We start from the raw sequence: 16404 nt of genomic DNA on the forward strand, positions 1-16404 counted from the left end.
GTGTAATACTGTAATCAGTTTATTGTTTTGGTTCATTAATGTTTCCTTCCTCTTTTGCATATTGGCTCGGGCTTACATTAAAGTGCTTTTTAAAGACTTCACGGAAATATTTGGCATCACTGAATCCGGTCATTTCGGCCACCTCGGTGATTGTATACCTCTGCTCTTTCAACAGCTTCATGGCATGTTTCAGACGAATTAGCCGGACATAATCTCCCGGAGATTGGTCGGTCAGCGCCTTTAATTTATTGTAGAAGCTGGTACGGCTCATATTGAGTAAGTTACAAAGAACATCAATATTGAAAGTTGGGCTATCCATATTATCTTCTACGTGCTTCTTGATGCTGGCTATGAATTTCCAGTCTAAATCCGTAGAGCAGTTGAGGCATTCCGTATTGTGGGTGTCGTCATTTAACTCCAGATTGGCATATCTGTGGCGTAGTAAAGCGCGGTTGGCCAGCAGATTGGCAATGGTGGCGCGCAAAATTCCGATATTGAAAGGCTTTACCACGTATTCGTCCGCTCCGGTTTGCAGTCCGTCTATGATGTTTTTATCTGTATTAAGAGCTGTAAGCAGGATTACGGGAATGTGCGAAGTGGCAATATCGTTTTTTACAACTTGACATAATTCGTCACCCCGCATTTCGGGCATCATAATGTCCGATATAATCAAGTCTGGGAAATACTCTTTTATGATATAAAGTGCCGATTTGCCGTTGGAACATACCTGTACTTGATACTTCTCGGCCAAAGTACGGCGCAGGTATTCTCTCAGTTCATCATTATCCTCTACTACCAATATCTTTTGCTGCTGGTCTGTACTAAGGGTTTGCTGTTGGGCATCTTCGTAACCTTCTATAGGAGTGGCTGTGGTTTCGGCAGGAACATTCAGCGTATTCTCTATTGAAGGAACAACCTGTTCCATGTCGTTATCCTTCGGCTGGTTTTGTTCTTTTTCATCTTTTGCCGGAGAGGAATGTTGTATCGCTTTATGGTAACGTTTTTTACTTTTAGGAAAAGATACTTTGATACAAGACCCTTTGCCTTCGGTACTGCTAAAACTGAGCTTTCCTTTGTGTATATGTACGAGTTTCCATACCAACAGCAGACCTATTCCGCTTCCGGTAACTTTAGAGTTGATAGCATTGCTGCCGCGGAAGTGCATTTTAAACAGTTTCTTTTGCTCGTCCAATGGAATACCGATACCTGTATCGCTAACCTCCACATTCCAAGTATCTTCTGTCTCGTAAGCATAGATATGTACACTTCCACCGTCCGGAGTATATTTTAAGGCGTTGGATATGATGTTTTTCAAAATAGAATCCATTTTATCCTTGTCCAGCCAAACGTTCAGATAGCGGAAATTACTTTCGTAAGTCAAGTTGATATGTTTGATGGAAGCATATGGACGGAATACATTGACTGTTTCATTCATGTAGACACCCAGTTCGTATTCGGATACGTAGAAGCTGTTTGAATAAGTGTCTGCCCGTTCAAAGTTGATGAGGTTAGTTGTGAGACGTAACAACGCATTGACATTACGAAGTGCCGTACCGAGATTGTCAACTCCCTCTTTAGTCAACGTCTCGCGTTCGGCAAGTTCTTCCAGCGGAGCTTTGATAAGTGTTAGCGGGGTGCGGATATCATGCGCCGTATTGACAAAGAAACGAATCTTGTCATCGGATATCTTTCTTTGCTTGCGTAACACGATGATACGTAATGTAATACTTGTAAGGGCGATGAGAACGAACGCATAAAATAATAAAGCCCATATACTGAGCCAGAAGGGTTGCTCGATAATAATATCCATGCAGCGTTCTTCCAGTACGATGCGTCGGTCCTCGTTGGATATGGCACGAACGCGCAGGATGTAGTGCCCGGGGCTCAAGTTGGTGAAACGAATAATATTCTCTTCTCCCGGACGGCTCCAACCGTCATAGAATCCTTCTAACTTCCAAGAGTACAGGATAAGGGAAGGATAGTCATAGTTGATAGAGGAAACCTGAAGTGAGAATATGTTTTGGTTATATTTCAGTTGCAAGGTTTTTGTTTCATCAATATCCAAAATAAGGGGAGAACCCTCATCCTTTGGGTATACAGTCTGGTAGAATACACGCAAATCACTGAATATCATTTGTGTTTTATACTCGCGTGGTAATACCATGTTCTTAGGAAACTCTATGGCACCATCAGTACTTCCGAAAATGACATTGCCATTCTTACGCAATGTTCCTGAGTTGGCATTAAAGTGATCGGACTGTAGTCCCTGTTCTTTAGTCCAGTTATGGAATACCTTCTCCTTAGGATAAAAAGCACTCAAACCATATTCGGTACTGAGCAATACGTCATTCTTATCTTCTGAGAGGATTGTGTAGATGTTATTGGAGATAAGTGCGCAGTTATCTTTGTGATAGTGCTGGAAGCTTTTGTTGACAGGGTCATAAATAAGCAAACCGGAGTTGTTGGTACCAATATATAGCAGCCCTGTGGGATCCTGATATAAGGAGTATATATAGGAAGATTCTACCGGCATCGGGATGTACTGGTGTTTATCGGTTTCCTTGTCCAATAAATATAACCCGTTGGCTGTACCTATCCACATATATTTTTTGTCTTTCTCTTTTATCTCTGTTATGGCATCCAGTCCGGGGATGAAATTCACCTTTTTATTTTTTAAGTCTATTCTTTTGAGATTGTAGTATCCACCGGACCATATGTAGCCTTCACTGTCTTTGGTGATAGAACGAATATATTTGTCCGGACGAATATCTGTTCCGCCAAATAGTGCGGGGGTAAAGAAATCAACCGAATAGCTCTTTTTGTTTATTTGGTAGATACCTGAACTGTAGCCGCCTGCCCAAATAACCCCGGGGCTGATTTCGCACAAGGAAATAAAAGTATGGCTTTGATTTGTGTGCTCTTTGTCGAATACGCTAAGGAATGAATGCCATTGTTTGGTGCGATGCTCGTATAGACTGATACCATTGTTGGTGGCAAACCATAAATCGCCTTCTCTGTCTTCTATGACAGCGTTTACTTGGTCGTTGATGAGGGATTGTTTGTTGCCTATTGAATGTTTTATCCATTCATAATCGCTATATCGGTTGTTACGCACAGTAATGCCGATAGGGTAGTTTGCCATCCATATACGTTCATCTTCGTCGATGTATATGTCGTAAATCGTATTGCCGTTCATGGCGTTATACCGATTGAAGTCGGCTACGATATACGGTTCGGTAGAATGGGTGTCCACGTTCATCTTATGAACACCTGCGCCGTCTGTCGCAATTAATATCTCGTTGTCACCAAAAGCGCGGATACGGTTGATGCTGACATCTATCAGACTGGATTTTACAGGAAATGCTTTATGAAGGTTAAGGTCGTATACATATATACCTCTTTGGAAAGTACCGATAAAGATTTTCCGGCTCTTCTTGTGGTAGAAAAGTTCATTTATCTGCAGCTTTAATGTATCCAGTTTCTCGCAGGGACTGAGTGCAAGTATATTGTTTTTCAGTTTGGCGTAATGTATGCCGACATCTGTACCTATGAAATAATGGTTGGTATCTATTTGTTCAATATCTGTTATGCTTTCGTTGATTTCATTTTTAATAGTGGTACATTTTTCCGTTTCACTATTGTACAGATAGATATTCTTTTGGTTACAGAGCCATATTGTACTGTTATTATCTACGAATCCGTAGCTGACGGGAGTATGTAATCCTTTTGTCTCACTTTTAGGAAGCTTATATACTAATTGAAAGCGGTCGTGTTTGTTTTCGTAGCGAAACACACGTCCCTGTTTGCCGATTTCCCATAATCTGCCTTTGGAATCGGTATATAACCAGCTAAGACTCATCATGGAGTTTATTTCCTCTTCGCCGTCCATAAGCTTATACTGTTTGAACTCTTTCCCATTATAACGGTCGATACCGTCATGTGTGAGGAACCACATATAGCCTTTAGGCCCTTTTTGAATAGCATACACCCGCCTGTTGCTCAAACCATCTTCTACGCCGATGTACTTATACGTTTGAGCAACGGTCAAAAAAGATGATAACAGGAAAATAAAGAAAAAGAAATGCTTTTTCATATTAGCCAATTTTGGAGTTTGATAAACGTTTGGGGGGACTTAATATTAACACAAAAGTAGTGAATTTGTTTGAGATATGCAAAAAAAAGAGAAATGGAGTGGGAGGGTGGCGGGAGAACGGGGAAATGATCGGAAAACAAATGAAATGTGCCAAAGTTCTTGCTGATGCAGAAGCTTTGGCACACTACCATATTATTGGATTATAGCTTTACGCTTTGTCATTTTTTGTCTTTTCTTCCACCCACTTGCGTGCGTTGACAAATGCTTCTATCCATGGAGTAACCTGGTCGCTATGAACACGGTCCTGGGGATAGTAGCCGTTCTGCCACGGGAAGATGGAGCGTTCCAAGTGAGGCATGATAGCCAAATGGCGTCCGTTGGCGCTGGCTATGGCTGCGATGGAATAGTCGGAACCGTTCGGGTTGCCCGGATATTCGTCATAGGTGTATTTTGCCACTACATTGTACTTGTCCTCATCATAAGGCAATGAGAACTTGCCTTCTCCGTGTGCCACCCAGATGCCGAGCTTGCTGCCGCTCAAGGAGCCGAACATTACGCTGCGGTTGGTAGGGATGGTCAGGCCAATGAAGGTTGATTCGAACTTGTGAGAATCATTATGCAGCATCTTTCCCTTCTTTTCATGATCGGGAGTGATGAGGCCCAATTCCATCATCAGCTGGCAGCCGTTGCATACGCCGAGAGACAGCGTGTCTTCGCGTGCATAGAACTTGTCAAGCGCTTCTTTTGCTTTCGGGTTGAAGAGGAAAGCGCCTGCCCAACCTTTGGCGGAACCTAATACGTCGGAGTTGGAGAAGCCGCCGCAATAAACTACCATATTTACATCTTCCAGTGTTTCACGTCCGCTGATAAGGTCGGTCATGGTTACGTCTTTCACATCGAAGCCGGCAAGGTAGAGTGAGTATGCCATTTCACGTTCGCCATTGGTTCCTTTCTCACGGATGATAGCTGCACGAACGCCGGTAGAAGTACGGCGGTCCGGGTCAAGACCGTATTGTGAAAGTTTACCCTTGAATTCGGGTTGGAATACCAAATCCAGCGGCTGCATCTTGTAGTTCTCGAAACGTTTCTTGGCGCATCCGTTCATGGACTGCTTGCGGTCGAGCAGATAAGATGAAGAATACCAGACATCGCGCATATAATCTACACCGAATTGGTAAGTGGCATCGTTCTTGCTTACGAGGATGTGGCGTTCATCAGTCGGCTTACCGATTTTGATATAGCCAACACCGGCATCTTCCAATATCTTCTTGACTTCTTCCTTGTGCTTGTTGCTAATCTGGATAACAATACCCGGATTCTCGGCGAACAATATTTTGATGAGGTCTTGCTCCTTCATCTTGTCGAGATTGATTTCCATACCGCCCTCTACATTGGCAAAGCACATTTCGAGCAGCGTAGTGATAAGACCGCCGGCTGAAATATCGTGTCCGGCAAGAATCAGTCCTTTGTTGATTAATTCTTGTACAGCCAAGAAAGCATCACGGAAGTATTCGGCGTCTTGTACACAAGGCACTTCGTCACCTATTTTGCCTAATGATTGCGCAAAAGCGGAACCGCCCAGTTTCAGTTGGTCGAAGCTGAAGTCGATATGGTAAAGGGTAGTCTTGTCATCATTGACGAGTACGGGAGATACTACTTTCTTCACATCGGAAACCTCACCGCCGGCAGATACGATAACCGTACCCGGAGCGATAACTTTACTGCCGTCGGGATATTTCTGTGTCATGGATAAAGAGTCTTTACCCGTAGGAACATTGATTTGCAGGGCGCAGCAGAAGTCGCTCAATGCTTTGACAGCTGTATAGAGACGTGCGTCTTCACCTTCTTGTGAACGGCACGGCCACATCCAGTTGGCAGACAGAGATATGCTGTCCAAACCTTCGGCAAGCGGAGCCCAAATCAGGTTGGTCAATGCTTCGCTGACGGAGAGAATGGAACCGGCTGCCGGGTCGGCAAGCGCAGCCTGCGGAGCGTGTCCCAAAGAAGTTGCAATACCTTTTTCACCACGATAATCCAAAGCTACGACACCGCAGTCGCTCAACGGCAACTGGAGTTCGCCCTGACATTGTTGGCGGGCAATCTTGCCTGTTACGGAACGGTCTACCTTGTTTGTCAACCAGTCTTTGCAGGCAACGGCTTCCAGCTGGAGTACGTTGATGAGATATTCATGCAGTTGTGACAATTCGTATTTCGGCATCTCATAATGACGTTCTACGGTTTTGTCTACCATATAGGTTTTGGGTGAAGAGCCGAACATTTGTTCTACGGCAAGGTCAAACGGGCGTATACCGTCAGCCTGCTGGAATGCGAAGCGGTGGTCACCGGTTGTTTCACCGACTACGTACATCGGGGCGCGCTCGCGTTCGGCTACTTTGCGTACATGCTCGATAGCCTCTTCCTGAATCAACAATCCCATGCGTTCCTGACTCTCGTTGGCTATGATTTCTTTGGCAGACAAAGTCTTGTCACCGATAGGCAGCTTGCTCATGTCAATAACTCCACCGCACTCTTCTACTAACTCGGACAGACAGTTTACGTGTCCGGCAGAACCGTGGTCGTGAATAGAAACCACGGGATTGGTGTCTTCTTCACAAAGTGCGCGTACTACGTTGTAGGCGCGCTTTTGCATCTCTGCATTGGCACGCTGTACGGCATTCAGTTCGATGCCGCTGCTGTAACGTCCCGTATCTACGGATGATACGGAGCCGCCGCCTAAGCCGATGCGGTAGTTGTCTCCACCGATAACGACAACCTTGTTGCCGGCTTCGGGAGCGCCTTTCAGACAGTCGCGTTGAGTACCATATCCTACACCGCCGGCAAGCATGATAACTTTATCGTAACCGTAAACTTCATCTTTTTCTTTGTGCTCAAAGGTGAGTACGGAACCGCAAATCAGTGGTTGACCGAACTTGTTTCCGAAGTCGCTGGCGCCGTTGGATGCTTTAATCAGGATTTGTTCGGGAGTCTGGTACAACCACTCGCGTACCGGAAGTATTTCCTCCCAAGAACGGTCCTCGTCTGTACGGGGATAAGAAGTCATATATACGGCTGTTCCGGCAATGGGCCATGAGCCTTTACCACCACCCATACGGTCGCGGATTTCACCGCCTGTGCCGGTGGAAGCGCCGTTGAAAGGTTCTACGGTAGTGGGGAAGTTGTGGGTTTCAGCTTTTAGGGAGATAACACTCTTGATGTCCTTTATCTGGAAGAAGTCGGGTTTGGAGTGGTCTGCCGGAGCAAACTGTTCGATAACCGGCCCCTCGGCAAAGGCAACATTATCTTTATAAGCTGATATAATCTTGTTCGGATTTTCCTGAGTGGTTTTCTTAATCATCTGGAAGAGGGAAGACTCCTGTTCTACTCCGTCGATGATAAATGTACCGCCGAAGATTTTGTGACGGCAGTGTTCGGAATTGATTTGTGCAAAGCCGAATACTTCGGAGTCTGTCAACGGACGTCCCAAGTCTTTCTCTACTTTCTTAAGGTAGTCCATTTCTTCTTTGGAGAGTGCCAGACCTTCTTTTTCGTTGTATGCTTCCAAATCATCTATATGGATAATCGGTTCCGGTTGACGGTTGGTCGTAAATACGTTTTGGTCCAAGCCTTTATACATACGTTGCAGCATCGGGTCACGCTCTGCATTTTCATCCTTTACCGGGAAATATTCTTCGATACGGATAATTCCGCTCAGTCCCATGTTCTGGGTGATTTCCACGGCATTGGTACTCCAAGGAGTAATCATTTCGCGGCGCGGGCCAACGAAATGTCCTTTCAGATTGTCTTCACTTTCGGGGGTGGCTTCTCCAAAAAGCCAGCAGAGTTTGTCGCTGTCTGCCTGGGTAAGTTCGTGGTCACATTCTACGGCAATCACGCTCTTGGATGGTGTTCTGAAAAAAAGAATCATACTTTTATTTAAGAGTTTACGATTTGGTTGCAAAGATATACAAAATCGTTGGTGGGGAGAAAGAAATGGAAATAAAAAAACATCAGCCGATTAAGGAAACTCAATCGGCTGATGTTTATATATGAGGATTTTGGATAAATCGGATGAATAAGTCCGGTTAATTCAAATCAATTACTTTGTCATGCGGTTTCTTGGTGTACCAGTCTTTGTTACCATTTCCTCCACCTTTAACCCAACCTTTAAAGCTTGGGTATGCGTCAATAATATCAATGCCTTCAGCCGGATGTGCCATTAGTTCAGGAATGGCGAAGCCCCAAACCAGATTCTTTTTAGAATTAAACTCTGTATTGGAATCCTGCGGACTCATATCGGTAGGATTGAAACCTCTGAAGTGTATCTCGTTGTTGTCGGGATTTTGAATGAAGAAGTCGAAATACTGAGGAAGAGCCACTGCCAGCCACATATAGCTCATGGCTATATTGGACTCTTTAAAGTTATTCTTCTCTACTTTACAGCTTACTACCGGCATATCCTTGTTTATCTTATCGGGATTAGTGTTGTAGAAACCACCTTGACGAAGTTTCTCTGTACCGTTGATTACAAAAATCACATCTTGGTCATCACTGCGATTTTCTAATAGTTCCAAAGTAATGCCTTCGTGGGTTGTTCCGCTATAATCTATATCCGCGCCCTTAAGGTTCTTCATCGGGAAGCCTTTTAAGCGAATGGCAGGACGATAGGATAATGCACCTCCTATGGAGCGTATCTGGAACTTCATGATAAATCCGTCATTATAAGAACCTTTTTTACCTACTGTGTAGAATGCGTCAATGTTATAGCCGATGACGAAATCGTTGAAGTCATAATCTCCTGTTGCAGGATAGAGGTCTTCGAAAAGGATGGTTCCCATACGGGTTCCGCTGGGGTAGTAATGATGGGTTATTGCCTGTTCGTCGGTATATACTTCCGTTCCTTCGGGCAGAACAATATCTCGGTGTCCCCGTGTCGTTGTCTCATCCGTACTGATTTTTAATGTATTCATTCCATTTGCCGTAGGATATTGTACATAGATATCAGTCAGATAAGTGGGAATATCCAATGAAACTTCTTTTGTCTCATTGGCAGTCAGCGGAAAGTTCTTGACCAATAATTTCTCATCGGTACAGCTTTCATCGGTGTAGAAACTTACAGCCGTATTTACGGGTGAAGTGACAGTATAAGTCTTGCTTTGGGTAGTTTTCCAGTCAAAGTCGGCGGGAACATTCAAGTCCTTTGTACTTTCGGCTTTCTGAGAGTTGAAAACTTCTTTCTCACAAGAAGAAAACATTGCGGTTGCACATAGTGCGAATACCGGTAATAAGTGGCGTTTCTTCATTTTTGTTTTTATTGTTTGATGTTCTGTTTATTAATCGGTACAAAAGTAATAATTATAATATGTATATGCAATCAAAAGTTGATTTATTTAATCTTGTATTTGAATATTTTGTTTTTATCTATAAGATATAGCTTAATATATATCTTGCGTAAATTATTGTATAATAGATTGATATGTGTGTATGTAGGACGTTTTTTAAGTCTTTTGTGTAATCCGATGCAAAATATACAAGTTTTCTATAGCGAACGTGGTTTATAATGGCAGATTATGTTTATATAATCCTTTTCAGTCGAAAAAACGTTAACTCTATTCGCTTGTCTCATAAAAAAGTCCGATATTTGCAGGCATGATTCAGATAGAGACCATATTTGACATATTGTGGAAAGGGTTCATAATTGGTGTTATAGTGTCTGCACCATTGGGCCCTGTAGGGGTATTGTGTATTCAGCGTACTCTAAATAAAGGACGCTGGTATGGTTTTGTAACAGGCATAGGGGCTTCACTGAGCGATATTGCCTATGCTTTGCTGACAGGCTACGGAATGAGTTTCGTATTTGATTATGTCAACAAGAATATATTCTATCTGCAATTGTTTGGAAGCATCCTTCTGTTGATATTCGGTATTTATACGTTTCGCAGCAATCCGGTACAATCCATTCGTCCGGTATCTACCAGTAAGGGGTCTTATTTTCACAACTTCATCACAGCGTTCGCTGTCACTCTTTCCAATCCGCTTATCATATTTCTTTTTGTAGGTCTTTTTGCACGTTTTGCTTTTGTGAGCGAGGGCGTGTTGGTCTTTGAGGCCGTTACGGGGTATCTTGCCATTGCTTTGGGGGCGTTGGCTTGGTGGTTTGGAATCACCTTTTTCGTCAATAAGGTTCGTACGCAATTCAACTTGCGCGGTATTTGGATATTGAATCGTATTATCGGCGGTATTGTCATGGTGGTATCTGCACTTGGACTGGTGTTTACGCTGATGGGTGAGTCACTGTATTAATTATAAATCATAAATCTCAACGTGAAGATTTCACAGCAACTGAAAGAAAAGAATATTGCCGAATACCTTATATATATGTGGCAAGTGGAAGATTTGATTCGTGCGAACAAGTGCGATATCGACCTTATCCGTAGTAATATCATTTCCCGCTATCCGGCGAAAGAGCATGTGCCTTTGGAAGAATGGTATGGAAATCTTGCAGATATGATGCGTGCGGAGGGTGTGACGGAGAAAGGGCATTTACAGATTAACCGTAATGTTATTCGTAACTTGACGGACCTGCACGCCGATTTGCTGGCTTCCACAAAGTATCCTTTTTATAATGCAGCGTATTTCAAGGCACTTCCTTTTATTGTAGAGTTGCGACAGAAGGGCGGACAGGAAGAAGAACCCGAATTGGAAACTTGTTTCGAAGCGCTTTACGGCATATTGTTGTTGCGTTTGCAGAAAAAGGAAATCAGTCAGGGTACTGCCAAGGCGGTAGAAGCTATCAGCAGTTTCCTTTCCTTACTTGCCAACTATTACGACAAAGACAAGAAAGGCGAGTTGAAGCTGGAAAATGACTGACGGGATATTTGCATGAGATATGAGTGATATGTAGTAGATAATAAATTGTAGATAGCAAGATGAATATATTAGTAACCGGTGCCAACGGACAGCTTGGCAACGAGATGCGGGTGCTCTCCGCTGAAAATCAGCAACACACTTATTTCTTTACGGATGTGCAGGAATTGGATATATGCGATGAGCAAGCCATACGCGCATTTGTGTCCGGCAATCAGGTGGATGTTATTGTGAACTGTGCTGCCTACACGGCGGTAGACAAGGCGGAAGATAATCCGGAACTTTGCGATAAACTGAACCATATAGCTCCCGGCTATCTGGCTGCTGCGGCTGAGGCTTGTGGTGCTGCCATGATACAGGTTTCCACAGACTATGTGTTCGATGGAACCGCCCATATACCTTATATAGAAGAAATGACTCCTTGTCCCAATTCCGTTTATGGTTCTACAAAACTGGCGGGCGAACAAGCTGTTATGGAGAAGTGTAGTCGTGCAATGGTTATCCGCACGGCATGGTTATATTCTATTTACGGCAATAATTTTGTAAAGACAATGATTCGCTTGGGCAAAGAACGTGAAAAGTTGGGAGTTGTCTTCGACCAGATTGGTACGCCGACTTACGCCAATGACTTGGCTCGTGCCATCTTTGAGGCAATCAATCAAGGCATTGTTTCCGGTATTTATCATTTCAGTGACGAAGGTGTTTGTTCATGGTATGATTTTACGGTAGCCATTCACCGCATTGCGGGTATCACTTCATGTAAAGTCAGCCCGTTACATACGAATGAGTATCCTGCCAAAGCTCCGCGCCCTCAGTACTCGGTATTGGATAAGACGAAGATAAAAAAGACTTTCGGTATAGAGATTCCCCATTGGGAAGAGAGCTTACAGATTTGTATTGAGAGACTGGATTTTTAGGCACGGATTACACGGATTTCGCAGAGAGGAATAATAATGTTGTGTGAAGAACTGACGTCGAAGATTATTGCGGCATTTTGCGAGGTTCATAAGACGTTGGGATTCGGATTTTTGGAACAAGTGTATCAAAATGCACTTTACCTTGAGCTGAAAGAAAGAGGACTGAAATGTGAATGTCAGAAAGATTTAAATGTATATTATAAAAATAGAATAGTAGGTACGTATAGAACGGATATGATAGTTGAGGACGCTATTATCTTAGAATTGAAAGCTGTTTCTACGCTAAGACCGGAACATGAATGGCAGTTGGTGAACTATCTGAAAGGTACAAATTTGCAGGTAGGTTTATTGCTGAATTTTGGCTTAAGCGCAGAAATAAAGCGTAAGATACTGACACATTAAAAAAACTGTGAAATCCGTGTAATCCGTGCCTGAAAAATAATTAGTTATGGCAAATCAAGAAATACAGAGAAGACGAACCTTTGCGATTATCGCGCATCCGGATGCCGGTAAGACATCGCTGACTGAAAAACTACTACTTTTTGGCGGTCAGATTCAAGTGGCGGGTGCAGTAAAAAGCAACAAGATAAAGAAGACGGCAACGTCGGACTGGATGGATATTGAGAAACAGCGTGGTATATCCGTGACCACCTCTGTAATGGAGTTTGATTATCGTGATTATAAAATCAACATTCTCGATACCCCGGGTCACCAGGACTTTGCCGAAGATACTTATCGTACATTGACGGCGGTAGACAGCGTTATCATTGTGGTGGACGGTGCGAAAGGTGTGGAAACCCAGACACGCAAGCTGATGGAAGTCTGCCGTATGCGCAACACTCCGGTGATTATCTTCATCAATAAGATGGACCGTGAGGCAAAAGACCCGTTCGACTTGCTGGATGAGCTGGAAGAGGAGCTTTCTATCCATGTCCGCCCTTTGACATGGCCTATTGAGAGTGGCGCCCGCTTCAAAGGGGTTTATAACATCTATGAACATAACCTGAACCTTTACCAACCTTCCAAACAAGTGGTGACAGAGAAGGTGGAAGTAGATGTAAATACGGAAGAACTGGATAACCAGATTGGTTCGTCGCTGGCAGACAAGCTGCGTAGCGAACTGGAACTGATAGACGGAGTATACCCCGATTTCCAAGTAGAAGAATATCTGAAAGGTGAACTGGCTCCCGTATTCTTTGGCTCTGCCTTGAATAATTTCGGTGTACAGGAGTTGTTGGACTGCTTTGTAGAGATAGCTCCCAGCCCCCGTCCTGTAAAAGCGGAAGAACGTGAAGTGGAACCGGATGAGCCGAAATTCACAGGCTTTGTTTTCAAAATTACCGCTAATATCGACCCGAATCACCGTTCATGTATCGCATTTTGTAAGATATGTTCCGGTAAGTTCACCCGTAATACGCCTTACCTGCATGTGCGTCATGGCAAAACAATGCGCTTCTCTTCGCCCACACAGTTTATGGCACAACGTAAGACTACCATCGACGAAGCATGGGCGGGAGACATTATCGGCCTGCCGGATAACGGCACGTTCAAGATTGGCGATACGCTGACCGAGGGTGAGATGCTCCACTTCAGAGGATTGCCGAGTTTCTCGCCGGAGATGTTCAAGTACATTGAAAATGCCGACCCTATGAAGCAGAAACAACTTGCCAAGGGTATCGACCAATTGATGGACGAAGGTGTGGCGCAGTTGTTTGTCAACCAGTTCAACGGACGCAAGATTATCGGTACGGTAGGACAATTACAGTTTGAGGTCATTCAATACCGTCTGGAAAATGAATACAGCGCCAAGTGCCGTTGGGAGCCGTTGAGCCTCTACAAGGCTTGCTGGATTGAGAGTGACGACCCCGCCGAACTGGAATCTTTCAAGAAACGTAAGTACCAGTATATGGCGAAAGACCGTGAAGGCAGGGATGTATTCCTGGCAGACAGCGGTTACGTCTTGCAAATGGCGCAGATGGACTTTAAGAATATAAAGTTCCACTTTACGAGCGAGTTCTGATTGCACATGAAGTCTTTTTTCAATTTTATTCTGCTGTTATTTCTCCTGTGGGGAGTGGCAGCCTGTTCTTCCCCTGCCAATAAAGACATGCTGGAGTACGAACAAACTCTTGTTCATGCCGACTCTCTGGTACAGTCCGGTGCTGCCGACAGTGCCCGTACCGTTCGTTTGCTTTCCGAACTGCATCGCGAATACGCTCAGGTGAAAGAGCAATCCGGAGGGAGACCCCTGCGCCTGATGCCTGCTACGGGGTGGAAGCACACCCTTTGGGGAGTATTCGCCACATTGATGTTGAGTCTGAACGTTTGGCTCTCCATACGGGATATAAAGTTTACGAATGATCGCAAGCACCGGCGTTATCTTGTAGACTTGAGTGAGAACGAACACCGCCTGTTCAACAATGAGCGTGAGCGTGCCGAACTGGAAGAATGTCTTCGGGAAATGTCACTGGAAGATGACGAACGTGAGGAGGTGCAGCACTCGCTGGTAAATCTTATGGCCCATGGCAGCCAACTGCACGAAGAGAACAATGCTCTGCGCTCCCGCCTCAAGGAGTATGAAGACCATCCTGTTCCTCGCGAGCTGGAGCTGTTGGAGAAAGAGGGTGAACGCGTCCGCGAATTGGACGGGCAGGTACAAGCGCTCACTGCCACCTTGATAGATAGTGATGAGGTGGTGGAGCGGTTGCGCAGCCATCCCAAGTTTCTTACGGAAGTTCAGTGGGAACATTTACGACAACTGACAGATAAAGTGTATATGGGCGTTTCCGACCGCCTCACTTTCCGTTTTTCTCAACTTACACCTGCCGACCTTCAGCTTTGCTTGCTGATGCGTCTGCGCTTCACGAATGCGCAGATAGCAACGCTTACGGCTGTCTCTCCCGCTTCTGTCTCCCAGCAGAAGTTCCGCTTGAAAAAGCGGTTGATACAGTCGGATGAATCTTTGTTCAAAAACGGGGAGACGGTGGATGCGGTGGTGTGCGGGTGTTGATGCGTGTAGTCTCTTTTTTACTGTTAAAAATACTCTATTATACAATTACTCAAGAATTCTCTACAGCTTTATTGTTTCTCTATGTGTAAAGTTTTGTTGTAATCCGGACGAGATACTCGGAACTGTAATAAATTTAGTTAGATTGCAAAAAAGTCCCGTCAAAAATGCTTCTTGTCGGAGGAATTAAAGATAACGACTGTGGTACTCTCATATGCCGACAGAGGCAGCCTTGTATAACGACAGAGGTGACCTTGCATAACGACAAAGCCTGTCATTATTAAGATAGTATATCCGGTGTTTGTGTTTTGTTGTATTGTAGAGATGTGTCATTTGCAATTGGTTGATTTTTAGTTGTTTTGTAAGATTTGCTGTAGAGTCGATTTTCTTGTTTTTCTTTCTTGTGCTCTTTAACTTTGCAACATCGAATTTGAGAAAAACGAAATACTTAATTGTTGAGGCCTCGCGATAGAGTTTTTTCTTATTACTTCTTGAAAAAGATGTGGCTTCGATCGGCCTTTAATCTGATCGGTCAAAGCGGTGATGACCGGTTCACCTGCAATTATTTTATATATGTACTTAATATATTATCAGTTATGTTTTATAAAAGAACTCAGCAAAAAATCAATGGTTTGTGGTATCCAAAATCTATCACATGGGGTAAGGCCGTTACAAGTAATCAGGTGGCGGATCAATTGGCGTTACTTTCTACCATAACTCGTGGTGACGCATATGCTATTATCAAGAATTTGGGAAATGTACTTTCTCTTTATATGGCACAAGGACGTACGGTAAAAATAGACGGAGTCGGTACCTTTTATTATACAGCTGCCGCCAATAAGAACGGAGTAAAAACGTCTAAGGAGGTCAGCGCTTCTCAAATAGTGGGTGTACGCGTCCGTTTTATTCCCGAAGTAGAACGAGACATTAATAATAAGATTGTTACTCGTAGTATGGTAAACAGTAATATTTGCTGGGAAGAGTGGGGCAAAACTTCAGCTTCCGGCAATGGCGGTAACGGTGATGACATTGAGAGCGGTGAAGCGGAAAATCCGTTAGGATAATCTTTAATAACATCCGGGCGGCATTCCGTACCAATGTTACAGTATTGATAAATGAGTTCCCATATTGTCCTTCCGGGCAATATGGGAACTTTTGTTTTAGCATTATTTATAATTATATTGCACTATCCTTTAATGAATTATCGCTAATTTCGTACGATTTTTTATAAATCGGACAGAATAACTAATAAATTATAATATGGAAAACTTAAACATAGCGCTTCTGCTAATGGTGGTAGGTATGGCAACAGTGTTTGCTATCCTATTGATTGTTATCTACTTAGGAAAGGGTCTCATTGCTCTTGTGAATAAATATGCTCCCGAAGAGGTTGCTCCTGCCAAACAGGCGGCAAATGCTCCTGCGGCTATTCCCGGCAATATCATGGCGGCTATCAGTGCGGCTGTTACAGTAGTGACACAAGGCAAGGGTAAGGTAGCGAAAGTAGAGAAAATTTGAAATAA

11 protein-coding genes are annotated in these 16404 nt (G+C 43.9%); 8 read left to right on the plus strand and 3 right to left on the minus strand.

Features of this window, described 5'->3' with window-relative positions; translation table 11 throughout:
- Positions 1-19: 19 nt before the first annotated feature.
- From KG118_RS05675 to KG118_RS05685, 3 genes are all read right to left on the minus strand, one after another.
- A complete protein-coding gene (locus tag KG118_RS05675) occupies positions 20-4093 on the minus strand; it encodes a hybrid sensor histidine kinase/response regulator transcription factor (protein WP_213388378.1) in 4074 nt (1357 codons plus the stop codon).
- Between the two features lie 208 nt (positions 4094-4301).
- The gene (gene purL / locus KG118_RS05680) at positions 4302-8018 is read right to left on the minus strand and encodes a phosphoribosylformylglycinamidine synthase (protein ID WP_117711304.1); all 3717 of its coding nucleotides are present in this window, start codon (positions 8016-8018) and stop codon (positions 4302-4304) included.
- Between the two features lie 157 nt (positions 8019-8175).
- The gene (locus KG118_RS05685; protein WP_117711305.1) at positions 8176-9393 is read right to left on the minus strand and encodes an LruC domain-containing protein; all 1218 of its coding nucleotides are present in this window, start codon (positions 9391-9393) and stop codon (positions 8176-8178) included.
- Between the two features lie 346 nt (positions 9394-9739).
- Between KG118_RS05685 and KG118_RS05690 the strand changes: the two genes are divergently transcribed.
- From KG118_RS05690 to KG118_RS05725, 8 genes are all read left to right on the plus strand, one after another.
- A complete protein-coding gene (locus KG118_RS05690; RefSeq protein WP_009122436.1) occupies positions 9740-10393 on the plus strand; it encodes a LysE family translocator in 654 nt (217 codons plus the stop codon).
- Between the two features lie 21 nt (positions 10394-10414).
- Complete coding sequence (locus KG118_RS05695; RefSeq protein ID WP_117711306.1) at positions 10415-10960, plus strand: DUF4924 family protein; 546 nt, start codon at positions 10415-10417, stop codon at positions 10958-10960.
- A gap of 59 nt (positions 10961-11019) precedes the next feature.
- A complete protein-coding gene (gene rfbD / locus KG118_RS05700; RefSeq protein ID WP_117711307.1) occupies positions 11020-11874 on the plus strand; it encodes a dTDP-4-dehydrorhamnose reductase in 855 nt (284 codons plus the stop codon).
- A 36-nt stretch (positions 11875-11910) separates the two neighbouring features.
- On the plus strand, positions 11911-12276 hold the full coding sequence (locus KG118_RS05705) for a GxxExxY protein (RefSeq protein ID WP_199598760.1): 366 nt from the start codon (positions 11911-11913) through the stop codon (positions 12274-12276).
- A 46-nt stretch (positions 12277-12322) separates the two neighbouring features.
- Positions 12323-13894 carry a peptide chain release factor 3 gene (locus KG118_RS05710; protein WP_117711309.1) on the plus strand — a complete coding sequence of 524 codons (1572 nt, stop codon included), beginning with the start codon at positions 12323-12325 and terminating at the stop codon, positions 13892-13894.
- A gap of 6 nt (positions 13895-13900) precedes the next feature.
- On the plus strand, positions 13901-14884 hold the full coding sequence (locus KG118_RS05715) for a helix-turn-helix transcriptional regulator (protein WP_117711310.1): 984 nt from the start codon (positions 13901-13903) through the stop codon (positions 14882-14884).
- A gap of 593 nt (positions 14885-15477) precedes the next feature.
- Positions 15478-15945: an HU family DNA-binding protein gene (locus KG118_RS05720; protein ID WP_117711460.1), complete on the plus strand. Its 468-nt coding sequence runs from the start codon at positions 15478-15480 to the stop codon at positions 15943-15945.
- 196 nt (positions 15946-16141) lie between these two features.
- On the plus strand, positions 16142-16399 hold the full coding sequence (locus tag KG118_RS05725) for an OadG family protein (RefSeq protein WP_117711311.1): 258 nt from the start codon (positions 16142-16144) through the stop codon (positions 16397-16399).
- Positions 16400-16404: the final 5 nt, after the last annotated feature.

Source organism: Bacteroides propionicigenes (genome assembly GCF_018390535.1).
GTDB lineage: Bacteria > Bacteroidota > Bacteroidia > Bacteroidales > Bacteroidaceae > Bacteroides > Bacteroides propionicigenes.